Here is a 26,183-nt window from a genome sequence, read left to right on the forward strand (position 1 = left end):
AACCAATTAAGGATAATTATATTATCTAAAACTTGTAGAAAAGTAAGATACATCACTTTGATTTGGAGTATGTTCTTCTAAGTTAGACTTAATTTTATTTAGTTCTTCTAAGCAAGAAGTATGAGTCATACCCACAAAATATTCTGGCTTATAGCCAAATTTTTCTATATAAGTTGGATCATAAGTAAAGCCTAATTTTTCATAACACGCTAGCCCTTCCTCATTTCGCTTACGTGCGCATAAATAAAACCTTGTATTTTCAGGGTAGTTCTTAATAACACTCTGAATAAGTTTGGTTCCAATTCCTTTATGCATCTCTCCTACCGACACATGACTTATATAAACTATTTTCTTAGCATCAATTTCTTTTTCATAAAATACTAAAAAACCTACGGCCGTTTTTTTGTTGGTCTTTGACTTTTTATATGCTACACAACATTGCCCACCCTCTTCTTTAAACAACTCTTGCATAGCATCAAGACCAATATAGGAAGCATAATGATAGAGGTTATTATTTGCAGTATTGGAATTATTCGTATAGTTAAAATTAAATCGTGGTTTAAATACTGCAATGTCAGGATCTAATGGTTTATTAATCCTAGTTTCATAAATACCATTTCTATACATGGCATAAAGAGTAAGTATATGCGCAAGCAGACGTGGCTCTGAACGTTCTATTGGAGGAAGTGCATTGGTTATTTCATAGGTAATATTAGTTTGATGATGTGAAAATAATCTCATATTAAACAGCCCTAGTTTTTTATAAACGTATTTTATATTAAGATTACATTGATTTGCACTTATTTTTTACAGTCTATCTTTTATAAGTGGTTTAATATAATTTTTTAATAAATTCGTTCGGAAGCGGTAATTAATCTATCATCGTCATTATTGATAATCTTTACAAATAACAATGTAATTTTCATCAAATTGAAATTAGCCGCTTACTTATCAAAATCTTATAAACCTTTAATTACGTTCAATTATAATAATTTATTTCATACTGATTAATAATTTGCTCTCATGTATAAAGATTGATATTGTTCATCTATAAATTAACAATAATAATTATATGAGGATTCGATGAGATTTAACCTTGAAGAATTTAATCTAAAGCCAAAAACTTTTTATGCAGCAATCCTTCGTGAAATTGATAGTACTAATAAAATTCCTTTCGAATCTAAGCAACCGCTACTCCTTTTAGCTGCAATAGTTAAAACACTGTACAATATTAAAGAACCACGAGGTGAAGGTTCAATAATTCCGACTTATCAATTCGAAGCGTTTAAAAAATATTTACAAGAGTCAGACGATTTAATTAAAAAAAATTTAAACATAGAAGTAGATAATGTTTTACCTTATCTTATACAAGCAGCACTTTATAGGAAGTGTTGCGCCGTACGTATTGGTAATCCTAGATCTATATATAATTGTGTTGAAGATATTAAAAATAATTCTTTTTTACTTTCTGAAACGGAATTAGTTGACTTTGTGCCTTATGCAATGGATCCTGAGTTCCGTCGAATGGCATTATCAATAATGAAAAAATCTAAATTTGTTAATCCTGATGGTTATAATTTAACAGAATTTGAAACTTTTCTTAAAGAAGTATTTAAAAGAGCAGAGATGGAAGAGGTACCCTTTGTGCTCACTAATAAAATTGCTATAGAAGTTAAAAACAGTATGGACCGTACACCAAAATCTCGACTTAGTTTTTTTGAACAACTTAAAAACGTTAATTTACAAGAAAATTCAATTCAAGAATTTAGACCCTAATTTCAAAGCTATTAGATTTCTGTTTTTATAGCGAAGCTTGCATACTTATTTTCTTTTGGTAGGCTCGCTGATTTGTTATCAATTAATTTAAACAAAATAATGTACTTATGAGGATTATTTTATCCTTTTTTTTACATCTTGTGCTCCAGTAAATAATTAAACCTTAAATGCTATAAAGAGATCCTAAAAATTGGATCTGGTTAGCTTATTAGAATCAGAGCTAATATCTTGTGCTATTAAGCACATTTCATAGCGGCCATTTGATTAATTTTATCCATGTCACGCAAATCTTTTTTAGAGCGACAATCAAATAAAGTTTTAACAGTTCGGTGCTCAGATAGCTTTGGCGTTGTTTTAATATAATCATGTTGAAGGGCCGCTAAGATCATTACTACCTTGGCGGGCTGGCACTCTTTATCTAACTGCCTTTCTAGTAATTGAATGCAGGCATTAGCGCTTCCACCACTTGCTAAACCGTCATCAATAAAAATTATTTTTTTACCTGCTAATGCTTTTATTTTTTCATTAGGCAATTCAACGGTATCCTTATCTCCATACCCTTTATCAAAAGACTGCAATTGAACGAATTCTTCAGCCATTTTATTATTGCCTTTTTTGCGTATAACAAAAAGTGGCAACAATAAGCGATCAGCAACTTGAGCGGCAATAGGAATACCACGAACTTCAGGACTAACTATTACTAAATCTTGCCAGCTAATTTTATTTTTTTCTACAAAGTGTTCTACTTTTAATGAAATCTGTTTAGTCATTTTTTGATTTAAACCAACATTTTCTTGCAGACTCAATACATCAAAAAATTGATTGCCTTTATAAGTGTGATGTGGCATTTGGCGCATTGCTTCATCTCTTTTTAAACGCCAACTCACCTTCAAACGTTCTGGGGAAAGAGGCACATTCTCATTTCCTGATTGCCTTTCTTGCGGATCCGTTACTTCTTTAACTTTAAACTCAACCGATTCAATTTGATTAAAAAAGTGTTCTTTAAAATAATGGGTAAAAGTTTGACCAACACAACGTCTTGCACCAGTTGAATGATAAAGGCCTGCTGTTTTTAAATCTAAAAATACCGCACTACCAGCAGGTAAAATACTACCGTTATTTAAAGTAACCGCTTCTTCTAAAATTCTAGAACGGATGGGGAAAAGGTAACCCTTATTCATACCTTGTTGATAAACCTTTTCCCGAATAGCAGGATCATGTAAGTCTGCATTTTCTTTAACGGCAAAGGCTAAAGCTTCATACATCACATTTTCAAGGAAATCAGGCTCAAATATTAAATCAAATACACAATCATTAAGAATTTCAGCGATTTTCTCTTTTGTTAATCCTAACTTTTCTTGCTCATTAATCCTTAATAAAGCTTCTTCAAAACGTTTTACCATTGAATCAACTGAGGAATTTTTAATAAATGTTTGAATAGTTTTTTTGCCTTCTGTTAATAGATTATTGACTGAGTGACTATAAATCCAAGTAGTTAATCCAATGGGATCTAAGATTTTATAATAATTATTATAAAAGCATTGTTTCATAATGGTTAATAATTGATTTCGATTTCGCTGATAACTCTCGAGCGATACTGCCTGACCGAATAAATATTCAGCCCAAAATCCACTGAAAAAATTATCAAAAGTCGTGTCTAACTCAAATGTTTTTTTAGCAAAAAAGGTATTATTTAAATGTTTATCAGTTAGATATTCTATGCGCTGACGATCACCTTTTAGTACCTGGCCAAAAGCGTTATGAATTAATTTCCATACGTTAATCTGATCGTTGTTTTGATATGAATGAGAATCGCCACTATCAGTTGCTACAAAATCATATTTCAATTGAGCAGCTTGGGAGAAATGACGATAGACGTTGCCTAAATGACTTTTTCCTGCAAGAACTTTTTTTATTTCTTCAGGTGTTTGTAAAAAAAATACTTGTTTGTTTAAAATAGAAAATGAGAAGTTTTGGGTTTGGTATTCAGCTTGGATCGCTTTAATAGAACTATATTCCAAGCCAGTATGCCACCATTGAGTAAATAAAGAAGATAAACCAACTGGTTTAATGCTAGTTGAAATTGGTTTTTGTAGGGTCACTTGCTCTTTCTGTAATAAGGGATGAATGTCTTTTATTCTTTGTAGTTGCGAATAGATAGCAATACTAGTTGCATGGACAGGACCATCAGTCGCGATGGTAATACTATCTTTACCTAACTCTCCCTTAATTTTTTCCAATACAGGTTTGGTATTTTCTTGATAAAATTTTAAGCGCTGTTTAATAGCATTATCATTATTGTCAGAGCGAGAACTATCACGTGATTGCATCCGTAATGCCAATATTTCTTCATTTATATCTAAATAAATTAAACCAGCAGGCTTACCCCATGTTTTGTTAAAATCCTCGTATTGTGCAAATGTTCGCGGATAGCCATCTAATAAAATTACTTTATCTTTATAGTCAGATTTTAATAATTCTGTAGCTAAAATCTGTTGAATGACTTCATCAGGTAATAAATTGCCTTGGCTAATACTGTTAGTATATTGTTTGCTGATAGGATGCTCTGGATCTTTTAAAAATTGACGTACAGTCTCACCTAAAGATAAATAGATAAAATTTTTATTAATAGCTGTTAATGCTAGCCCTTGTGTACTTTTACCGCTACCAGGACCGCTTGCTAATAGAATAATTTTCATGTTCACCTCACTATTTTTAATTGTTAGAATGCTAATACTTTTTAATCAGTTTGTTTCCCCGCGTTAATTACGAGAGTGAAAGGTGAAACCTTATTTTGCAGAATCAATTAAGCCCATTAATATCGGCATTACAAAATATCAAAATGGATTACTGCTCTATGACTTAAAAAATAAAAATAGTAAAAATAGTGAGTTGTTAATAAGTCTCGCCGACCTATTTGCACTTCCTTATAGTGTATATTTGCTTGATGTAAACGGTGCTACTGTAAAAATCAATGAGGAAGGCGCAACTATTTGTGGTTTTAATTCATCAAGTCATGCAATAGGTAAAACTATTTTTGCTGTCTCTATGGCAAGTGCTAAGCAGTTATTAGATAATTGTGAATCAACTCTAAAACAAGAATCAGTTAAAATTTTTGATGAATTTAATACACGCCTCGATGGTAAATCATTGCAATTCCTATCTTTTAAATTTCCTTGTTATAATTTTGTTTATCAATTACAAGGTACGTTGGGAATATCGATTGTTTTAGGCGAACATTCATTGGCCAATGCTATCACTCAATTAACAGATATCGGTTTATTACCTAAAAATAATTCTGAAGATAGTCAAGCACTAAAATTAAATCTAGGTAATGTCTTATTAACACCTAGAGAACAAGAATGCCTTGAATTTACTGTAAAAGGTTTTACAGCTAAACAAATAGCTAAGAAACTTGCTATTTCACCTAGAACTGTAGAAGAATATATTAATCACGTAAAATTAAAATTAGAAACTTGTACTAAGCGTGAAATGATCCAAAAAGTTTTAGATATAAGCTAATACATTAAATACTAACTTAACATCTAGTTTGTTTGCGATAGCTAATTGACCCCGTATTTAAGACGGAGTGTTCATCCTCTTAAATCTAATTATTATGAAGTTCTTCAGAATAACTAAGAGGTAAATATGAGTCCCTCCAAGCAAACGAGTGTTGAGCCCCAGCAATTTGAAATAAGTCGACTTTTAACACTTAATCACAACAGATCGAAAAATAAATTTGCTAAAAAAGGAATCTTTTTTAAAACAAGTGACGAATTAATATCTAGCAAATTCCTTAATTTTTATAATCAGGGTTGTCCAGTTAAGACGTGGCAAATTGATCCTAAAAAAGTAGCACGTAATAGTTTTAAGATTTTTTCCACTGGCGATCCCTTTGCAATTATTTCTCCTGATATTGAAATTACAGGTGAAAATATTAATATTCATGCTGGTGTAGAGCACGCTAATTATTCTCCTCTTGCTTTGCTTTATGAAGCGCTGCAACTTTGCCGCTGTGCTTACGAACAAGGTGCTGAAAAAATTACGATTGCGCTCCCTGAACAGTTTCATCCAGTTTTATGTCCTAATGATTTCAATATATTGCTTACGAAGTTATTTAAGGCAAGTGGGGCTAATAAAATTTATTTTTATGATAAAAGCTATCAAGGAATTTTAGACGAGACTAATGTAAACGCAACAATACCACTTACAGTATCCGATCAACCTAACTCTAACGCTCTACTCTATCAACTTAATAAAAACGAATTATTAAATTATTTGCACTTACCAAACGAACAGGCTAATTCAGCAAATATTGATTCGCAAGTAATGCATTTCACTCGCAAAAGTTATTTAAATCAGCTTTGGTCTAAGGTTAATTTAAATCACAGTAACCTATTTGATAATTTCTACAATAATATAACTTCTTCTATTCATATTCCGGAACAAGAACAAACGCATATACTATTATGCTGTCAAGCAAATAGACCTTTAGCAGAAAAGATAGCAGCTGCTCTTCGCCTAAAGGGAGAAAAAGTTAAACTCTCTTATACAGAAGGTCAAGGTGAAAAGGCCATAATTCCTAGCGAGGCTAACATTGCTGGAGCGGTCGTAACAATTATACAATCCACGCGTCCTAATCCAGACAACCTTGTTGAAACGGCCGAGTATCAAAAAAATGGTGCTTCAGCTTACTTTTTTGAAGCAGCAATGATTGCTAGACAAGCTCATCTACGCGGTGCAGCAAAAATTAATTTCATTAATCCTTATCAGTTTAATGCTCGCTCTGACAAAGCTGAAAATAATCCTAAAGGGAAAACTGGCGCCTATGTACAACAAAATGGCTTATTATTAGAGGCAGCTGGCGTAAACCAAGTTATTACCGCAGAATGTCATGATAATCATACGCTGTCAGGAGCGTATACAGGGAAAAAAATAAAAGGAACAGCGGTTCCGGCTCTTATTAGTATATCAACTGAATTAGCGACTAACTGGCTTAATGAATCTAAACAGGCGACAAAAGGACAATTACGATTAGTAACACCTGATGCTGGCGCTACCAAACGAACTAAGGAACTTGTTTTACATTTACAAAACATATTAGGTAAGAAATTATCTGAATCACGTATATTAGGAGAAAAGCAAAGAGATTCTCATCAGGATGATAGTGCTCTTATTAATAATTTAAATGTAGGCGATATTGGAATTAATGCTTATGATCAATATTTAATTACCGATGATGAAACAGCAACTGGCAGTACACTCTGCCAAGCCATTATAAATCTTAAAGAAAATGGTGCTAAGAATATTTCAGTAATAGTTGTGCATAACAATATGCCTTTAGACTGGCTATTAAGACAATTATGTTTAGCAAGGTTTTTATATTTAGGCGTAAATAATTTACATTTTAGTGATACCCAAGAAATGGGTAGTTTAGCAAATAACTATGATGACTTAATTCAGACTTATGCTCAAAAAACTTCGCTATCTACATCGGCTGTTGAAGAGCAAGTAATTTCTTGGTTTAAAGAAAATATTAGTAAAGATTTTTCTAACAAAACATCCAATTATTTCAATCAAGAATTGACTCGATTTAAATCTATGTTTAATCAACTTGAAAATAAAATAACTGTTCATTCATTAGCAGCAGAATTTGCCAGTCGAGTCAGCAAAAAACCTTCTAAATCACACAGCTTAGAAAATATAGTAAGTTTGCCTACTAATCTTAAAAATTTCTATGCCAATGATAGAGGCATGCTATTATTTTCTCTACCTCAATCTGGAATTAAAGAAGACGGCTTAAATAATACTATATTGCCAAGTAAGTTAGGATAAATAATTTCCTAGACTTATTTGTCTAAAAACCAATAGTTAATGAACCTCATTTCTTGTTAAATTAAAGATAATTTAACAAGAAATGAAAATAAAATAACTATCATTATTTAACTTTAAAAAAAATAACATTGACATCCCAACCTATTTAAAGGATATTTTTTAGAAAATAATAAACCATAAATATTAATCACCTGATAGATTTTAAGATAAGAACTCTTTTAAAATTTCTTAAATATTAGATTAAATTTAGAGTGCAAATTCATTTATCTAAGATTAATTAATAAAAGGATTTACATGAAAAAATTGCAAATTGGGTTAGTCGTTTTATTTTCTCCTTTAACTGTTGCATCTACATTACCTCCTGTTTATGAAAAACCGGTAAAATTAGTAACTGTCAATTACTCTGCAATAGTAGAAGCTTCAGGTTTAGTAATGAGCAAACAGAATCCAGGCATTGCCTGGATACATAATGATAGTGGGAGTTCAGCAACAGTTTATGGCATAAATCTAACCGATGGTAGCTGTACTGCAAAGATTAATATGAAAGGCGCTTCTAATGTAGATATTGAGGATATCGCTTTAGGAAATTATCAAGGCGTAGAAACCCTCTTTTTAGCAGATATTGGTGATAATGGTAGAACTAGAAGTTCCTATTACATCAATGTATTATCCGAACCTAGACTTAACGGAATTTCTGGTTGCAAAAATATTGATGTCGTTGTTAAAAAGATAAAGTTTGCTTATCCCAATAATACTAAAAATAATGCAGAAGCATTGATGTTTAATGAGCAAACTCAAAAACTTTATATTATAACAAAAGCAACTAACACGGAGTTTTTTGAATTCCAAACAATGGATACTTCTGGATCTACTAATTATTTGCAATATCTCGGCAAATTTTCTTTGTCAACTGTGACTAGCGCTGATATGAGTCGTGATGGCGAAGGATTATTAATTAGAACTAATTCAACTATCCATGAAGTTAGAAAATTAAAAGAACAGGACGTCATCCGTTTTACTCAAGAGCCCTTAGTATCTGTACCTGCACCTTCGGAACCTCAAGGAGAAGCAGTGACTTATGATGAGGCTGGGAACTATTATACTATATCGGAACAAAGAAACCCGCCTATTTATAAAATTAAACGCGTAATTTCTTCCACCGAGTGTTTACCTCCTAACATTAGAGCGACATATAGTCCTGACAGAAAATCTATCACCTTAAGTTGGCAAAAACCAGCACAATCTCTTCCTATTAACCAATTTCAAGTAAATAACTATAAAGATAGTTTTTTATGGAGTGGAACAGCTACATCTTATACCGATAATAGTTTACCGGGCACCCAAGGTAGTTTTAGCTATTATCTTTATTCAAAATGTGATGTAGGGTTATCTAAACGAGAACAATATATAGTTAATATTAAATAACCATCTGTTATTTAACTTAATCGAAAAATTTTCAAAAAATAGGATTATTTTCGTATAGCCAGATAAATCTCTTTTTATTAATAACATTAGCAGCATTAAGTGCTGCTAATTATAATCTAGATTTTTCCTATACTTTATTTGCATACCTAAGTAATCTTCTAATACGTTTAATTAAGTAAAAAATAATGTATATCTTTCAAAAAGATAAAAAAAACATTTTTTAAAGCTCCACACTCATATCAAAATATTTGGTTATTTTCTCCCTATTACACTCCAGATTTTTATCCTAAATAATAAAAGAATGACACCTATTAGTATCAAAATAAGTCCTAAAATTTTTCCTGTAAAAATTAGAATTAGCCCCAATAAAATTATTACTGAATCTATCAGGCTACCAAAGCCTAAATTTTTAGATATCAGTGACTTAGATTTTAAAGGTGCACCACAATTGGGACAATTTTCAGCATTAGTGGAAATTTCTTTTTTACAATCTACGCAATTGGTAAGTGGCATATTATTCCTTATAGATACCTATAATCGCTAATTATAGGATTAATTTTGGCCTCTGTAACTTTGATGTAGTGCAGTACAATCACGTTTTGTTAAATAACTGAGGAAAATTATAAAACAATCGTAGTTAATTTTTAGACAGGTAGATTTATTCTCTATTCCCACTATAAAACCTGCGTTATTGAATAAAGTGGTGTTATAATTAATGAGTTACTTTCTCCAACTACGTAAATTACAGTTATTTAATATTTATATGATATAAGCAACTTAAATTATATTAAAAATCCATAATACTGAAGTCTTTAGTTCAATTACTATCTCTATATTACCTACATATCAAGCTATAAAAATTTTAATTGAACGTATACAACTGGATAATTTTAGTCTAATTATTACAATAAAACGTTTTTAGCAAGAAGCAGTTAATGAGCTCGAAAAAATTGCCTTAGTCAATTCCACAGGTTCTTTGGCTCGTCGAATACAGTTTATAAAAGAAACGTTTAAGTTAAACCAGTTCGAAACGTTGGTGCAACCTACAAATGAAAAATTAAAATTTAATAATTAAAGAGAAAAAATAGTTGTGTAGTAGGCTTTGCCAAAATCATCTAATTCAGACGAAATGTTTTCTGCTTGTTTAGGTGATTCATTCTGCATAACCATCATAAAATTTTTGTAAAATTGAGTAGAAAGGGCGCCTGCCCTTTTTACTTGAAATTTTTTATAACTTTATTGTACCCATACTAAGGCAGCGCCTAGTAAAATAAATAAACAGCTGATTACTCGGGTTAGCCATTTTATAATGAGAAATATTTTAGCGGTATCTTGCATGGATTTAAGTGACATATTTACAGCCAAACTAAGAATTATATTTGCAAGGCCACCCAAAAAAGCGAAGATAAACCCTGCTAAAACAAGGTGTTTGGTAGAATAATTGTTATTAGAACTGATAAATTGCGGCAGTATAGTCATAAAAAAAAGAATAATTTTAGGGTTAAGTACGTTGATGATAGTCCCTTTTAAAAATATTGAGCTTTGAGTGGTAGAAAGACCTAGTTTTTTAGGTTTTATTAATTGGGATATACCAAGATAAATCAAGAAAGAACCGCCAACATATTTTGAGACTGTTTGAAATATAACTGAATCAGCAAGAATAGCAGTTAAACCTGCCAGCGATAAAATAATATGAAATATTGTTCCAAATTCAATACCAATAATCGAGAGTGCAATGGCGCGTGAATTTCGACTTAATGTTTGCTGCATCACATAAAACATAGCAGGGCCAGGCATAATATTTAGCAAAATTGCTGTCATTAGAGTATAAATCATTGTTGTAATGTCCTTATTTTTATTTAGCAATAATAAATTTCTTGAAACGCTTCAATTAATCGACTGGCATCTATCGCAATACATTCTGCTGGTTCAGCGGTTGCTAAGGCTCTATAAATAAGCCGAGCAATCTCTTGCATTTGTTTCTCTTGCATCCCACGTCGAGTTAGCTCAGTAGTACCTATCCTTATTCCCTGTAAAGGTTTATCATCACCAGGTATTGAAACGTGATTGACGATGATATTGCATGCTTCTAAGCGACTTGCAGCACGAAATCCACCACCATATTTTTCAACATTAATTAAAGCTTGATGTGTTTCGGTGTAATTTTTTTCTTTAGCAAAAACAGTAATGCCACAGTCATCCAAATGTTTTGCTAAGGATTTCGCATTACACACAACTTGTTTCATATAAGCTTCACCATATTGGTGCAACTCTAATGCAGTTAAGGTCAATGCGGCTACTCTATTTAACTGGTATGTGCCTACAAAATTAGGAAAAACCGTTGTTGCGATTGATGTAGCTAAATTCTCATCATTCCAAAGTAATAACCCACCTTGTGGTCCGCTAAATGTTTTTCCAGTAGAACCACTAACTACAGTTACGCCTTGTTTAAATGGATTAGAGAAGCATTTACCAGCAATTAAACCGAGCTCATGCGCTGCATCGTAAAAAACATGAGTTTTATATTTTCGGGCAATGGCGCAGATTTCTTTTATTGGTTGTTCAAATAGGCAAATTGAAAAACCTAAGGTTACTAATGCTGGTCGATAACGACAAATTAAATATTCAAATTTTTCTAAATCAATTATTAAATGATCGGGCAGGAAAGGCATGGGTATCATGTTTAAGCCTAACAAACCAGGCATACTTTGTGTGCAATTACTTGAATCACCGCCATGCTTAGGCATGACGGTAATTAGAGTATCCTTAGGTTTTGTCAGAACAGAATATGCCACTTGGCAGGCTTGTGTTCCCCCTAATAATCTGTGTTCACAATAATAACAACCAAATAAGTTAGTCATTAGAACATGACAAATTGACTCAAGTTGATCGATATATTTACTCGCCATAAAATAGCGATTTTGTCTACCGATATGTCCACCAGCAGTGCGCATACTTAAATCGCAGGCAAACAATGAGCGAGCAACTTGACTCATGGGGCTTTCAGCTGCAACAAGATTGATGCATTGTTCTGTTCGCCACTTATTATTTTTGTTGATTAAGCTTAAAACTAGCTCTTTTATATTTTCAAAAGACTCACAATGCATTAAATCACGTTGAGCCCTTAGAAATGACGCAGGGTCATGGACAATCCGATTAGTTTTAAACATGCTGTGCGGCCTGAGCATTAACATTATCCCACCAACGATCATCCACAGTAAGGAATGGATTTGCCTGATCGCGCATACTAGCCCAGGTCATATTAAGCATAATACGCGTGGCGTTATATCTTAAAGGTAAAGTGCGATGTAGCGTGGTATCAGCTTTTAACAAGTACACATCACCTGGAACAAATGAATAAGTGCTAATTGGATTATCACAAAAATATTGATGCACATCAGGAGATTCTTTATCCCAGCTAGTATGAGGCACACACTGGAGCATTCCACCACAGTCAACCGGTGGCATTTCAACAATCCAGATTAAAGCAAAACTATAGTCTCCCCAATGCCAGCCATGGGTATCGCCACTAAACTCTTGCTTGGTAATGACAAACTTTTCATCTTCTTTTACATCGATTAATAATCTCTCTTGGGTAATTTTCTCCAAAAACATTAACAAATCTGCAGACTCTCTAATGTGTTTAATTGTCATGCTATGTTCTTCAATTAATTCACTGCGTACAACGCTTAAATATCGTGGCGTATTATCAGTAGTCTTTAAAAGAAGATCGCGACGTTCAGCATACTTTTCTAATAAATTATATATTTCGTTATGTACCTTTTTCTTAAGATTTTCGCTAACAATATTAGGAATTTTAACCATGCCTTGGCGCGAAAACTGTTCACGCAATGCGCGAATTTTCTTTTCTGTAAATACTGAATTTGCATGCATAGAAATTGTATCGTTTATTGTATTCATGTTTAGTCCTTTATTTATGTTTCCGACATCATTCTTTCATTATTTCTTTGTAGCAATCAATCCCATATTTCTGTAATATATTATTTCAAAAATGAAATAATAATTTGTTGTGTTATCAGATATAGAAGTGTTTTTACAGGTCGTAGACAGCAATAGCTTTTATAAAGCAGCCAATGTATTAAAAATTTCTCCCGCCTCAGTGACGCGAAAAGTAGCGAACCTTGAACAAGAACTTGGCGTAACGTTGTTAAATCGAAATACGAGAAGATTTTCTTTGACAAAATATGGTGATTATTGCTACAAACATTGTCAGAATATTTCTAAAATTCTTGCAGAATTAAGAACTGATATTGCTAATAAAATACAAGAGCCTTCGGGTTTAATTAACCTCTCAGTTTCTGTCTATTCAGGTTACTTAGAATTGTTACCAATAATTGCTAGATTTTTGGAAATTTATCCTCAAATTACAATTCAATTTGTAAAAAGCAATATTTTTCCTGATTTAATTGATGATTCATATGATATTTATTTTCGTTATAAGGAGATAAATACACGCACTTTACAGTCAAAAAAATTAATAGATCACCAAATGATTTGTTGTGCTACACCAACTTATTTAAAACGTCATGGAATACCTAAAAAGCCTGATAAATTAAAGAATCATAATTGTATAATCCATCAAATAAATTTATATGAAGGCGATTGTTGGTTTTTTCAGCAACAAGATAAAGACTATTCTATTCCTGTCAGTGGTAATTTACGTCTCAATAACTCTGCTTTGGTGTTAGAAGCAGTGCTACAAGGGGTAGGCATTGCTTTTTTGCCAAGCTACTTCTGTCAAAAATTTATTGATGGCGGTGAGCTTATAGAAGTTTTGGCAGACTTTCGCTCCACCCCAATGTCAGTATGGATGGTATATCCCAGGCCAAAATTTTTGTCCTTGAAACATCGTGTATTTGTGGATTTTATATTAAATACTTATCATTCTAATAAAGTAGTTATAGGAAAATTGACTCCTAAAATTTAGATAAAAGAATTTGTATTATTCGGATAATACTATGGCATTTTTAAATATTGTCGTTTAAGTCATTTTGATTAAAAAAACCTTACTCTACAAAATTTTTATTTTACAAATTTATGTTAATAAAACCTTAATAAATGAACATTATAATTGAAAAATTTAATTTATAACGTAAGAAATTATGCCAAATATTAATAATCTCGAAATTAGTAAAGATGAATTACTGCAACAAAATCAATGCTTACCAGCTTTATCATCTATTGCTCTTATGGGGGGAACATTAATAGGTGCTATTGGCAGTCTTTTAGTAACGCCTTTAACAATAATATCAGGTGGGGCTGTAAGCTGCGCTTCCCTAGCTACTGCCTGCGAAACTAGTCTCAGCTTTTTTTCTACCACAAATACAAGAAATCGCCAAAACTTGGTTAATACTATAACTTATCAGCCAAATTCAACACCAGAAATGTAGGATCAATCTACAGTCTAAGATTGGTTTGCTTCAGCGAGGAATGCGTTTCTTACGTTAAAATGAAGTTGCTATATCTTGCATAAAATAAAGGATTATGGGCAGTGATATGAAAGAGCAAACTGTGCTTAGCATCACTAGCCCAGAACTCTCAGCCTGATAAGTTTCAAATTCAAAAGCTAATATAGATTGCATCACCGCAGTGGGAAGAGAAGCAAGAACGACGCCCATGGTTAAGAGGTTGGGCTCTATATTAAACAAATAAAATAGATAAAAAGCGATTAAAGGGTGCAAAATTAATTTAATGACGACTGGCACAATAAGAGCAGATAAATTCCTAACTCTAAATATAACAAGCATCTGCCCAATACCTAGTAATGCACAAGGTACGCCTGCTTCACCAAGTAGATGAGTAGTCTTTAGGATAAAATGAGGTAGATGCAAATTAGCATAAGAAATTAAAATACCTGCTGCAGCACCATATAATAGAGGATTTCTAACAATTCTTAGCAGCGTCTGCAAAAAAGCTTTTTGCATGCCATATTTGTTCCTCTCTAAAATAATAATTGCTAAAGAAAAAGGTATTAACGTTAACAGAGTAGATAAGGCAGCAGTAATTACCCCTTCTTGCCGAAACAAAATAAATAAAATAGGAATACCAATGAAACCACTATTTGGGAATACTGAACCTAAACTGGCTAAAGTAGCTAAGTTTATATTTTTAGTTTTATAAAAAACATAACTAAAAATAGGAATATATAAGCCTAACATCGATAAAATAAATGCAATAGAATAGTTCTCATAGCTACTAAAAGTAATAGATGCTGTGGCAAATGATGAAAATAAAAGTGCAGGAACCCCTAAATAATATGCAAATTTATTAAGTACTTTATACCCTTCCGTACCTAATATTTGGCTTTTTTCTATAATTACGCCACTTAAAATAATAAGAATAAAAGGTAGTAACTCCAAGATAACAGAATACATATTCTCCTTTTTGGACTTATGTTAACTCTAGCTATACTAATAGTATTATTACTCTAAATTTTCTTCTATGAATATTGCAGAGCATATTTGTAATTATTTAGCACTATATCAAGTTCGCTATATTTTTGGATACCCAGGCGCTGCAATTTTACCGCTTATGGAAGCAATAAAGAATCATCCCTCACTCGAATGGGTTTTAATGCGAAGTGAGTCAACTGCTGCTTTAGCTGCTTCAGCACAAGGTAAATTAACAAAAAGCTTAAGCGTGTGTGCCTCTACTTGTGGTCCAGGCGTAACTAATTTATTAACCGGCTTACTTGATGCACAATTAGATCATTCTCCTGTCCTCGTCATTTCAGGATTACCGATTACCAATAAGCATAGCTTAGGACATTTTCAGAGTGTTGATCAGCTAAAATTAACAGATGCTTGCTGCGGTTTTAATGCTATTTGTGAGAATGCTGCTCAAGTTCCTCAATTATTACAAACTGCAGTAGGCTATATTCTTCGTTATAACCGCCCTGCTCACTTAGCTATTACGCCAGATCTACAACTTACCAAATTCACTCGACAAGAATTGAAATCTGCGCGTTTACATTACCAACGCTTACACCGCAATATACAGCTTTACCGCCCGCCCGAAATGGCTTTGGATGTCGTTGCCGACACTATAAATTCTTTTAAGAAAATAGTTATTGGCGTCGGTGCTCGGGCACATGGTGCAGGTAAAGAAATTGAAAATTTTGCTGAGAAGATTTGTGCGCCAATAATCAGTACATTTGCTGGTAAAGGTGTAATTCGGGAAGATCATTCCCTTTATCTTGGTATTCTAGGCTTATTTGGCGCACCTGCAAATAACTTAGCTTTAGATGGTATAAGAGAGGCGGAAGTTATTATTACCTTTGGCGTTGATGATCTTATCTATTTATTAACAGATACAGATGTTGATCAAACGCGTGAATTAATACAATGTGAACCTAATTTTTCCTTATTAGATTATCAATTCATAAAAAAGAGAATGTTATTGGGTGATATCGCTGAGATTGCTCTAGGCCTTATAAATAAAGTAAATTCTCATTCAACCATTAGCCATAACATAAATTTACAACCCTCGCCACCAACTAAATTAAAGAAAGAAACACCCTTTGTTTCACAAGAATTATTTTTTAATAAGCTTAACAATTTTATCGACGCTCAAAAAACAATCATAGCGCTCGATATTGGTGATTCTACTGTTTGGGCAACGAAATACTTAAAACTAAAAAAACGTCAATTAGTTTTAGTAAGTAACCGATTAGGCGTTATGGGTTTTTGCTTACCTGCCTTAATCGCTGCAAAATTGACTAAACCTGAGGCAAAAGTTGTAGGAATTATTGGAGATGGAGCATTACAAATGGTCTTAGCTGATCTACTCACTGCCACCCAATATGATTTGAACGTTATAATCATTGTTTTTTGCAATAATCTCTTACAACGAGTGGCAGCACAACAAAAAGATAAATATGGCGTAGACTTGCTTAATCCTGATTACCGTTCCTTAGCTAAGAGTTGTCATATCACGGGTATAGACATTAAGAATAACAATGAAATAGAGGAAAAATTAAATGAGGCTTTTTCTATTTCAGAAGGACCGATCTTAGTGGCAGTTTATACCGACCCAACTGTCTTTGCACCGATGAGTCAATGGAATAATTAAAAATAGAGGATAGCGGTGATACAATACAGCGTAATTAAGACACCGCCACTATATTACGGTAACTTATTGATAATTTTTATTTTTATAAATTAAAAATAGTCCTTAATTAAAATCAGCTAGATAGTAGCTTTAATTTTCTAGCAAAAATTTAAAATTACTCCTACTTAATTGATTTTATCTAACTAACTCTTTATCACTTAAAAAAGATTAAAATTTAATTAATTTGTATAAATATTAACTATAATTTTATGTATCATGAGACTTACATAAGCGGAATTATAGATGTCGCAAGATAAAGTTGAAGATAAAGGTAGATATATACGAATAATTAAAAGTGATTATTATGTCATTATTCTTTCTAATCAGGAAATGGACGCAACTAATATTGCCGAAGTTTCTAAGAAAAATAATCATGTCGCAATCATTATCATTCAAGATAAGCAAGTGAAGATATATGGGTATCATCCTACCGTAGACAATATAGCCCCTGGAGAATGGCGTCTTCAACAATTTTGGCTGCCAGAAAATTTATTAAACGAGCTAAAAAACTGTATCAATTTAGACAACGAAGTCCAAAACTTAATTAAGTTATCTGAGCTACCCTTGGGAATCCAACAATTAATAACCGAGAATCATCAAGAAGTGCATACAAAGAGAAAACGTGTACCCACGTTAGATGATGAAAAAACTATTGGAAAAATAACAAAGGAACAAAAAAGTTTAAAGCCATTCCACACCGAAGTACGTCAGCAACATTTCTTTCATGAGGCTTCCTTAAAACCCTCTAAGCAATCAATGTCTACCCAAAATGAAGAATTTAAAATACCTTATATTGTAGCAATACAAGGCACAAATTATAAAGTACGTCGGGCTGAAAAAGTTATTAAGGAAATATCGTGGACTGAAAGTAGCCTGACTACCACTCCCTCGAAAGCTGAAATTGATGTAAGTTCTATAAGGATGGAAAACATTCCTACCTGTGTGCAGAATTTTAATCCAAATGATACTCATACACTCTTTATACCTAGTGAAGGACAAACCAAGGAAGATAAAGTGCAACAAGCTCTCGATATGAGACTAGGTGGACCCTTAAAAGGTTTATTACGCTCTTGTGGAGAGCAAGGAAAAATTGAAGCATTTCTGGGCGCTACTAAGGATATGATAAATTTTTATCGTAGTAGAGGCTACGAATTAGTAGAAGAAATATGGTTCCCCTCTACGGGCAGGTATTATACTTTTTTCAATAAGGCGAATACAGACTTCGTGATTACTTTAGGAGCAATTCAAAGTCAAGCTAATTTAATTTCACAATTGCTAACGCTTAAAATGGCAGCTGTTAATGTTGAGCACGTCAAAGTATATGGTGACACTAAAAGTGTAGAGCATGAAATTACCCAAGATATTTTAAAATTTAAAGAAAAAATTATAGCAATGGGAATAAATTTAGCAGAACAAAATACAGCGCTGGTTATTGCAGGGAATGGAGAGATTATTGGCAGGGAACTTGAAAAATTAAAGCATGATATTGATATTGAAAATAAAATAACATCCGACCCAGGAAGTAGATGTGTAATGACCTATTACCCACTCAAACAAGCAAAAGGTTCTGTACAAGGCATTATTAACTTAAGTATGCCTTATGGTGAAGTAATGGGGCCTATGTTGACTGACATGGCTGATTTTTTAAATGTACGTGAGGTATTTTTAGCTGGTATAGGAGGTGCAATTAATAAAAAGGATGAAAAATTAGAAGAGAAGGAAGTTGAGCGACATATTGGAACTTATCATGTTTTTTTCAAAACGACTAATCCGGAAAATGGTATGGAATACATTCTGGATAGGGATGAAGTAATTATGCCCCCTATAGAGCAAAAATGTTTAGGATGGCTTAATAATGAAAAGCAAGCCTTACATGTTCATGTGGATTCACCCTTTATAGAAACGTTCACGTGGCTTGAAAAACGTATAGAAGAAGGTTGTACTATAGTTGATTGCGAGACCTTCTTTGCTATCGAAAGAATTAAGGAATGGAATGATAAGCATCCAGAAGATAAGATACATATTATGCCTGGCCTTCTTGTATCAGATTATGTCGGACATAAATCACTTGAGGGCCTAACACCCGATACTTGTAAGCATGTAAGGCCTTTTATAAAGCATTTTATTAAAAGCATAAAAGCAATGGCGCAGGAACTATCCGAAACAGATCTAATGCAATTAGATATTAAAAATTAATTTATGGTATTTCTAAGATAATAAAAAAAAAATTAAATTTTACCTATCCCTTTGTGATATCAGTGATTGTTTTAAATTTTTGTTAAAAAGGCCTGATTTGCAACAACCTCTTGGCTTGTTGAATTAAAGAAAGCTTCCCCTAATTCTCGTTTGATCCCTAATAAATCTTTACTAATACGTGATTGATAGGTTGTAAAAATTGCCATTAATTTTTCACACATTGTTTTACAATAATGATCTTGACTTAAAGATGGCTTAAAGCCTAAAGAACTATAGGTGGATAATGTTTCAGCATGTAAAGTATCTAAAACGCCAAAGTGAATACGTTTTACTCCTAAATCATTGATAAGATTGGCACAAGCTGCTTCATCCTGAGCGCGAGCCTTTAACGCCTTTATACAGGGCGATAAAGTAATAACAAACACAGCATCTCTTGAAGGCTCACCATAGCGCTTTTTAAATTGATAATAAGCATTACGTTCAGCATGACGCCAATAGTTGCCATTACGGCTACTGGTAGCAAATACTTTTTTATCACCATCTAATAAACAACAAGCAACGATACCGGTGTCTGGATTATTTATCCATGTATTTTTCAAATACAATATTGTTTCTTTAAGAATGGTATCTAATACATCCAACGATTGATTACTAGAAGGCTTAAATTGTAACATCATATTCTCACTTAAATTGACAACGCTGCTTAAATTCAATACGTTTTTTTAATTTATCTTTGATCTTAGGCCATTCGCTTTTTAACATACTAAATAAAACGGTATCAGTCAGTTGGCCATTATGATTCATCATATGCTCGCGTAAATACCCCTCCTCTTTCGCACCTAAAGCCAAAATAGCTTGATAGGAACGTTGATTGTTAGGATCAGTGCTAATTTCAACTCGATTTATATCCCAATTATCAAAAGCTTGATTTAACATCAACATTTTTGCTTCAGGGTTAATTGCCGTGCCCCATACCGCTCTAATATACCAGCTAAACCCTAAGGCTAAGCGTCGGTGAAATAAATTAATATCATAATAAGCTGTACAACCTAATACAGAATTATTATCTTTTTGCCGGACAACATACGTTATTTGATTGCCTTGTTCTTGGTTGACAAGACAATCCTCAAACCATTTATGAAAATTAGAGCCAGCAGCAGAAATGGGCATAAACTGCCATATTGCCTCATCATTTGCTGCGTATTGTAAATCCTTTTTATGCAAGACAGAGATAGGTTCTAAATAAATAACGCTGCCTGTTAAAGTATCTTGAGTTAACATAAAATAAATCCCTAGAATTAACCCCTGTTATTGCTTAGCAAATAATTTGTTTTTAAACTAAATAGAGTAAATTTTGTATCAATATCATAAACATCTAGCTTTTCATAGTTTTTTAATTTTTGCGCTAAATAGACTGAAAAAGGCATCCCCATGCATTCTATAGCAACTTTAAAAAAGCACATTGTTCCTATAAGATACAATAAATTTTGTTGAGATATTAAACCATAAAAAGCAATATAACCGAATGCAACACTATCAAGTCCGCTCGCTATGACAGTTGATAGCAAAAAACGTCCTCCCATATAACGCCCTTGAAACCTAATTTTTAATTTTGCAAGAATATAGATATTTGTAGGTTCTGCCAGCCAATAACTAATAAATGAAGCAAATATTATACGGGTATTTAAAGTCATTAAATCATCAAATACGTTATTATTTGTTGCATAAGATGGGCTAGGAAGATGAGTAACAAGTTGACCATAAATAATAAATATTAGGTTACAAAGAAAAGCGAGCCAAATTGCTCGGCGCGTATGTTTATAGCCGTAAACTTCAGTAATTAAATCAGCCAGCAAAAAACTAAATGGAAAAATTAAGGTGCCAGCATCCGTATCTAAAGAAAAAAGATGTATTAAACGTATATCAAACCAATTTGCAAGTAAAAGGCAAAAGGTATAAGCCACCGTCAGTAACCAAAGAACATCTGAATGAATAAGTAAGCTTGATGAGTTGCCAGATTATTGAATTATCATGGATTACTGTTAATAATTAAACTTGCTTGTATATAAATTGACAATTATAACACTTTGTACTGTATTTATTCTAGTTTGGGACGAGAGTTAAGACAATCACTGGATAACATGTAGCCTTGATGCAGCGTAGCGAAATCAAGGTTGAGTTAATTAAATTATTTAATAGATAGTGACTATCTAAATATAGTTATGATAAAAGTCTTAAAAAAACCATTTTAAATATAAGTACTTAAAAAATAGCGTCCCTGAATGATAGTTAAATCCTTGATTACGTTGCGCTGCATTAAGGATACATATACTAATTATTAAATATTGCAAAAAATGTATATAATTTACTATAATTGTATAAATTATGATATATTTAGAAGTAATTTATGCCTGAAGACATCCAAAAATTACCTGAGGCTGAGGCTCTAATCAAGTATATAAGAGACACAGAGACTAAAAGACAAGAAGAGGCTAAGAATTCAGCACAAGATAATTCCAGTATGTTTGACAAAGCTAGAGCGGAAGTATCAAATGAGATTTTAAAATACGTCGATGAATTAGAATCAAATTTACTTGCAGCTAAAATCAATCAGGATAAAAAGGCCCAATCACAAATATTAAATTCACTTAGAATATTAAACTTTACTATTGATGCATATAATCTTCTTAATGGCTCTCTAGGTATTGTGGATTCAGCCCATAAACTATTTTTGGGAAATACCACCATGGTTGACCAGAAGCATTTAGTAAATCTAGGCAAAAACGTTATAAAAACCGCAGAAAATTTCAATAAGCTGCTTGATGCCTCATCAGTCAGTTTAGGCGAAAAAGTTTTGCTCACAATGAAAGCGTTTGCCTTTGCTGTAATAAGCGGTATAAGCGGATTTTTGAAGGGATTGGTAGAGGGCTTTAAAAAAGAAGATGGATTGCTAAATAAATTAAGTAGCATGGCCCAAAACTCGGTGGTACAAGGCTTGTCGAGTTTTCATGATAAATTTGCTGATGAATTAGGTAAAGCGGCTGAAAATACGACAAATTCATCAACAAATAGCGAAAAAGACATTGAGATGTTACCTATAGATTCTCGAAATTATCAGCAATAATAAAGTTAATATATTTTTCTAATAAAGCACTTTTTAATGTATTTTATTAAGTAGTAACCTAATTTACAGTAGCTTTTATCAACTTTTAATTTCGACTTAATTTTTTTAAAAATAGCTAAAATTAATAACCTTTGATTAAACTACGTCGCTTTAAGAGCAGGTATGCTTACTTTAAAATTAATACTTAGTTTATTCATTTTTTCCTAATATATTATATTGACAGAAAATAACCTATTGATTAATAATCGCACACCTTTTTGATAACTAAATTAACTCTAATCAAAATTTATTTTTTACTTTCGCTCGTTAACAATAGGAAATTTTGTATATGAAATATATTCAACTTCCAGAATTATATTCCAAATTTTCTCACCTTAGTAATACTAAATGGATCATCTCAAAATCTTATTTAGATGAAAATGATATAGATTCTCAATTATGCCTTCTAAAATGCGATTCTGAACTAACTGCACGAAAAATTGTAGAACAAACCCCATTAGGAAGAAGTTTACCGGGAAATGAATATAACATCGGATCTTTAAAGGTATTAGGTAGGTATGTACTCGCTACAAAAAGCTTATTAGAAAATTTTTTTGCTAGTAACGCTGTTTTTATTGCTCATAGAAAAGTCAAACCATTATTTTATATTACTCGCAATAATCACCTAATTAAATTAAAGATTAACGAACAATTTAGTGGGATGGATGATGAGGAAAATTATTTGGATGCCTTTTGGGGCGCAAAAAAAGCAACAGGAAAAACAGAAAATCCTATAACGACAGGCTATTTTTTTAATCATCTCTATGGAGAAGATTTTAGCCAAATTTTGTGGCTAGAAAGTGGTACTTATGATGGAGAAAAAATGGTATCTGCTTATGGTATCCAAGATAAAGAAGAAGCCACTACCCTTCAAAAGATAATTTTACAGAATGCTGCTGAAAAAGGAATTACTCTTACCCCTACTAACTTAGGTATTGAGCAAAATATTCTAGTCGTACCATTAAAATTGTTAACTAGTATTTATGGCCAAATTAGGCAGGTTGATTTGTGTAATACTTACACCAAACACGGTTTTGAAGATGAAAGCGCAAAAATGAGAGCCCCCTGTATTCGCACTATTTACATGAAATGGGATCAAAAAAAATCTACATCAAGTAATCATGGTATGAATTTAATTAATACAAGGGATACCGTTTTAAAAAACTATTCACCAGTATTTTTTAATCCTGAGTCTTCATCTACTCAAGAAAATACAAAAATTACTAGTCCTACATTAACTAACTAGTAACATTCATCATAGCAACAATGATACTGCCTTAAAATATGCAATTTTAAAGGCAGTATTTTTAACTAACCAATTTACTAATCTCTTACCCTCAATAATTATGGTTGAGCCATAAAATATTAAAACCTCTAATTATTTGTAACGTACTACATTGATCTAAAAGAGTATATAAATTATTTATCTAGAAATGTTTACATAAGAAATTATTAGTTTTTAATTTGCTAACATGTGTTTGCTTTGCAAATTGAATCTTCTAATAGATGCTTTTTTTGATTTTGATATTTATAATCTAGCCTTAATTTTACTTAATACTAAGGCTTTCTAATGCTCAACCATCACCTGATAAATGCAAAAAAAATTATCGTTATAGGTGATGGTCCTGCGGCTATGATAACTTGTATTAAACTCGCTCAATTGGGTGTTACTGATATAACCTTAATTGGCCCCCGTATTGGTTATTATATCCGTTCAGGAGAATTTAACCATGAAGTATTTGAGAGCGTAAACAAGATTATTTATCCTTTATCTATTAAAATCCCACCTAGTTACTATGGCTCTTCTGCCAATTACATTAGAAACTTAGAAAAGCAACTTTACACACATATAAAGCAGTTAAATATTAAATGCGTCAAGAAAAAATTTGTAACATTTATTAATAACAAACAGATAAAGTTGGCGAATCCTCAAAATTCAAGTGATACTGAATTAATCGAAACAGATTTAGTATTAGATTGTACAGGCGCTAAGCGCGCTATAATTAAAGAACTAAATAAGCAATCACCAACAGCACCTTTTCAAATTACACCCGTATCAGATATAAGTTATGACTTTGCTATGGCACGTTTTGACTATACTTCAAAAGATACTTCTCAAGTTAAGCAAGCAAAAAAAAATTTAGTAGATGAAATATTACTTTTAATAAAATTACGTCGACTTGGTTGGCCTTTTTATATCTTACCCGCCTTTTATCATTTCGATTGGGAATCCAATAATCCTAAACAAAATTTATATTTTCGATACCATCCGAATGCCACACCAGATACTATAAAAGAGATGGCATGTTTACTTGAAAGTTATCATAGTTTATATTTCGATGATGAAAAAATTAATGCTAACACTTTTTTTCATACGCCTTCCAAGAATTATCCTGATAAAAAAATAATTTCTACTTTTAAGCTTGCTCCCTGCTTAACCACGCCAAGCTGCTATGAAGGTAGCCCGTCTTTACCTATCGTAATTCCTCTGGGCGACTCATTATTGAATGTACCTTTTATTTATGCAAAAAGCCTTATTACCTTTACTCATGTTCTTAAGCAACTTACTTTATCTTTTATAATAGAAGATGGCGTGATTACTAAAGCTGACTTCCAACATTATGATCAACAAATACAAAATTGTTTAGCATCGCCCCTTAAAGAAATAAAAGAAGGTTTTTCAAACTTTGCAGAAAAGGAAAGTATGAGTTCAATATATGAAAAAACATCAAGTGTAAAATTATTATAACTGACTAAAAAGAGTGTTAAGTTAAAATACGCGAAAAAATAACTGTTTTTATCAATGGCAAAAAATAGATTTTATAAAATCATTACTGTCATAAATTACAGAGCAAATTTTAATATTTTTTGGTAATTTCTGAATCAATTTAATAGTAGTGCCACTATAGCTACAAGCTATCCAAAAATTATTGCCTCGCAATTGCCAAGTCATTTTATTTGTTTTGACATCCTCATTGTCTGGCGCAAGGCTTGCATTTTCACTGGGATGACCAGCATAAAACGTTACATGGCTAAATAACTGATCTGTTTGATTGATATCTAAAAAGGTTTCCCAACCCGCTTTGTGCGTTTTTATTGATTGAATAGTTTTAATAGCTTTGGGACAATTTATTGGCTGAGCTAGACTTTTAAAAGCCAACAGAATGCCGCTTATTAAAAAAATAATAAACCTGATAAATGCCTTCACAAAAACGTTTCCTTTCTATGTTGACCGTTTTTTTAAAAACTACTTTTAAGCTTTGAAGTTAAGGCAACCTAAAAAAATGAAGATAGTAAAATTCAATTGCAAACTTGTATATCTCAATAATTAATGACAATATACAAACATATTCACACTACTTCATCCGGTTCAACGAAAGCTACATTATTCCTTTGTAGCTTGTAACTCTTTATCCATTAATACTAATGCTTGTCTTTTAATATTGAAATATGATTCTTCACAAGAATCCCTAACTGTATCTTTAGAAATACACGTTGTGTAAATTGTATAAGCTAGCAACGCTTCTAATACTTCTAAAATATCTCGTGCTTTATCTTCATTATTATATTGTTCATCCTGACTTCCCACGTCTTCTATACATCTTGAAATATCATCAAACAATTGATCTTTGTAACTTTTACTCATCATTTTACCTCT

23 protein-coding genes are annotated in these 26,183 nt (G+C 32.3%); 11 read left to right on the top strand and 12 right to left on the bottom strand.

From position 1 onward, the window contains the following. Positions 1-21 precede the first annotated feature (21 nt). Complete coding sequence (locus DYH30_RS08210; RefSeq protein WP_115331195.1) at positions 22-741, bottom strand: GNAT family N-acetyltransferase; 720 nt, start codon at positions 739-741, stop codon at positions 22-24. Positions 742-1,083: 342 nt separating this feature from the next. On the opposite strand from DYH30_RS08210, the gene DYH30_RS08215 reads away from it, so the two are divergent. After that, complete coding sequence (locus DYH30_RS08215) at positions 1,084-1,776, top strand: hypothetical protein (RefSeq protein WP_115331196.1); 693 nt, start codon at positions 1,084-1,086, stop codon at positions 1,774-1,776. A 236-nt stretch (positions 1,777-2,012) separates the two neighbouring features. Here DYH30_RS08215 and DYH30_RS08220 read toward each other — a convergent pair whose 3' ends face one another. Then, positions 2,013-4,475, bottom strand: a complete 2,463-nt coding sequence (locus tag DYH30_RS08220; RefSeq protein WP_115331197.1) for a nucleoside monophosphate kinase — start codon at positions 4,473-4,475, stop codon at positions 2,013-2,015. 82 nt (positions 4,476-4,557) lie between these two features. Here DYH30_RS08220 and DYH30_RS08225 point away from each other — a divergent pair, with 82 nt between their 5' ends. The 3 genes from DYH30_RS08225 (at position 4,558) to DYH30_RS08235 (ending at position 9,036) form a co-directional block, all read left to right on the top strand. Next, entirely contained in the window at positions 4,558-5,298 is a 741-nt protein-coding gene (locus DYH30_RS08225; protein ID WP_115331198.1) for a helix-turn-helix transcriptional regulator, read from the top strand. 126 nt (positions 5,299-5,424) lie between these two features. Further along, positions 5,425-7,611 (top strand): ribose-phosphate pyrophosphokinase-like domain-containing protein, encoded by a 2,187-nt coding sequence (locus DYH30_RS08230; RefSeq protein WP_115331199.1) that lies wholly within the window; start codon positions 5,425-5,427, stop codon positions 7,609-7,611. A 294-nt stretch (positions 7,612-7,905) separates the two neighbouring features. Then, positions 7,906-9,036, top strand: coding sequence for a hypothetical protein (locus tag DYH30_RS08235; protein WP_115331200.1), 1,131 nt, complete (start codon positions 7,906-7,908; stop codon positions 9,034-9,036). Between the two features lie 252 nt (positions 9,037-9,288). Here the strand turns inward: DYH30_RS08235 and DYH30_RS17840 are convergent, their stop codons facing one another. The 4 genes from DYH30_RS17840 to DYH30_RS08255 all read right to left on the bottom strand — a co-directional run bounded on the left by DYH30_RS17840 (position 9,289) and on the right by DYH30_RS08255 (position 12,957). Next, positions 9,289-9,549: a hypothetical protein gene (locus tag DYH30_RS17840; protein WP_131740611.1), complete on the bottom strand. Its 261-nt coding sequence runs from the start codon at positions 9,547-9,549 to the stop codon at positions 9,289-9,291. 723 nt (positions 9,550-10,272) lie between these two features. Next, positions 10,273-10,872 carry a LysE family translocator gene (locus DYH30_RS08245; RefSeq protein WP_115331202.1) on the bottom strand — a complete coding sequence of 200 codons (600 nt, stop codon included), beginning with the start codon at positions 10,870-10,872 and terminating at the stop codon, positions 10,273-10,275. A 23-nt stretch (positions 10,873-10,895) separates the two neighbouring features. Beyond that, positions 10,896-12,206, bottom strand: a complete 1,311-nt coding sequence (locus DYH30_RS08250) for an aminotransferase class I/II-fold pyridoxal phosphate-dependent enzyme (protein ID WP_115331203.1) — start codon at positions 12,204-12,206, stop codon at positions 10,896-10,898. Next, positions 12,199-12,957, bottom strand: a complete 759-nt coding sequence (locus tag DYH30_RS08255; protein WP_115331204.1) for a HalD/BesD family halogenase — start codon at positions 12,955-12,957, stop codon at positions 12,199-12,201. The genes DYH30_RS08250 and DYH30_RS08255 overlap by 8 nt, the downstream gene beginning before the upstream one ends. 109 nt (positions 12,958-13,066) lie before the next feature. Between DYH30_RS08255 and DYH30_RS08260 the strand changes: the two genes are divergently transcribed. Beyond that, on the top strand, positions 13,067-13,984 hold the full coding sequence (locus tag DYH30_RS08260) for a LysR family transcriptional regulator (RefSeq protein ID WP_115331205.1): 918 nt from the start codon (positions 13,067-13,069) through the stop codon (positions 13,982-13,984). Between the two features lie 175 nt (positions 13,985-14,159). Beyond that, positions 14,160-14,447, top strand: a complete 288-nt coding sequence (locus DYH30_RS08265) for a hypothetical protein (RefSeq protein WP_115331206.1) — start codon at positions 14,160-14,162, stop codon at positions 14,445-14,447. 54 nt (positions 14,448-14,501) lie between these two features. Here the strand turns inward: DYH30_RS08265 and DYH30_RS08270 are convergent, their stop codons facing one another. Further along, complete coding sequence (locus DYH30_RS08270) at positions 14,502-15,431, bottom strand: AEC family transporter (RefSeq protein WP_115331207.1); 930 nt, start codon at positions 15,429-15,431, stop codon at positions 14,502-14,504. A gap of 67 nt (positions 15,432-15,498) precedes the next feature. On the opposite strand from DYH30_RS08270, the gene DYH30_RS08275 reads away from it, so the two are divergent. Both DYH30_RS08275 and DYH30_RS08280 read left to right on the top strand, forming a co-directional pair. Continuing rightward, the gene (locus DYH30_RS08275; protein WP_115331208.1) at positions 15,499-17,127 is read left to right on the top strand and encodes a thiamine pyrophosphate-binding protein; all 1,629 of its coding nucleotides are present in this window, start codon (positions 15,499-15,501) and stop codon (positions 17,125-17,127) included. Positions 17,128-17,409: 282 nt separating this feature from the next. Beyond that, positions 17,410-19,362, top strand: a complete 1,953-nt coding sequence (locus tag DYH30_RS08280; protein ID WP_115331209.1) for a hypothetical protein — start codon at positions 17,410-17,412, stop codon at positions 19,360-19,362. 71 nt (positions 19,363-19,433) lie between these two features. Here DYH30_RS08280 and DYH30_RS08285 read toward each other — a convergent pair whose 3' ends face one another. From DYH30_RS08285 to DYH30_RS08295, 3 genes are read right to left on the bottom strand one after another with little or no spacing between them, the layout of a single operon-like run. Further along, positions 19,434-20,039: a cytidine/deoxycytidylate deaminase family protein gene (locus DYH30_RS08285; protein ID WP_115331210.1), complete on the bottom strand. Its 606-nt coding sequence runs from the start codon at positions 20,037-20,039 to the stop codon at positions 19,434-19,436. A 4-nt stretch (positions 20,040-20,043) separates the two neighbouring features. After that, a complete protein-coding gene (locus tag DYH30_RS08290) occupies positions 20,044-20,643 on the bottom strand; it encodes a GNAT family N-acetyltransferase (protein ID WP_115331211.1) in 600 nt (199 codons plus the stop codon). Between the two features lie 17 nt (positions 20,644-20,660). Further along, positions 20,661-21,326, bottom strand: coding sequence for a queuosine precursor transporter (locus tag DYH30_RS08295; protein WP_242604653.1), 666 nt, complete (start codon positions 21,324-21,326; stop codon positions 20,661-20,663). Between the two features lie 443 nt (positions 21,327-21,769). On the opposite strand from DYH30_RS08295, the gene DYH30_RS08300 reads away from it, so the two are divergent. The 3 genes from DYH30_RS08300 (at position 21,770) to DYH30_RS08310 (ending at position 25,274) form a co-directional block, all read left to right on the top strand. Then, positions 21,770-22,486: a hypothetical protein gene (locus DYH30_RS08300; protein ID WP_115331213.1), complete on the top strand. Its 717-nt coding sequence runs from the start codon at positions 21,770-21,772 to the stop codon at positions 22,484-22,486. Between the two features lie 328 nt (positions 22,487-22,814). After that, entirely contained in the window at positions 22,815-23,771 is a 957-nt protein-coding gene (locus DYH30_RS08305) for a hypothetical protein (protein ID WP_115331214.1), read from the top strand. A 324-nt stretch (positions 23,772-24,095) separates the two neighbouring features. Then, positions 24,096-25,274 carry a hypothetical protein gene (locus DYH30_RS08310; protein ID WP_115331215.1) on the top strand — a complete coding sequence of 393 codons (1,179 nt, stop codon included), beginning with the start codon at positions 24,096-24,098 and terminating at the stop codon, positions 25,272-25,274. A gap of 51 nt (positions 25,275-25,325) precedes the next feature. Here DYH30_RS08310 and DYH30_RS08315 read toward each other — a convergent pair whose 3' ends face one another. Further along, on the bottom strand, positions 25,326-25,733 hold the full coding sequence (locus DYH30_RS08315; protein WP_242604654.1) for an STY0301 family protein: 408 nt from the start codon (positions 25,731-25,733) through the stop codon (positions 25,326-25,328). 177 nt (positions 25,734-25,910) lie between these two features. Then, the gene (locus DYH30_RS08320) at positions 25,911-26,171 is read right to left on the bottom strand and encodes a hypothetical protein (RefSeq protein WP_131740613.1); all 261 of its coding nucleotides are present in this window, start codon (positions 26,169-26,171) and stop codon (positions 25,911-25,913) included. Positions 26,172-26,183 lie beyond the last annotated feature (12 nt).

The organism is Legionella busanensis, assembly GCF_900461525.1.
Lineage (GTDB): Bacteria > Pseudomonadota > Gammaproteobacteria > Legionellales > Legionellaceae > Legionella_C > Legionella_C busanensis.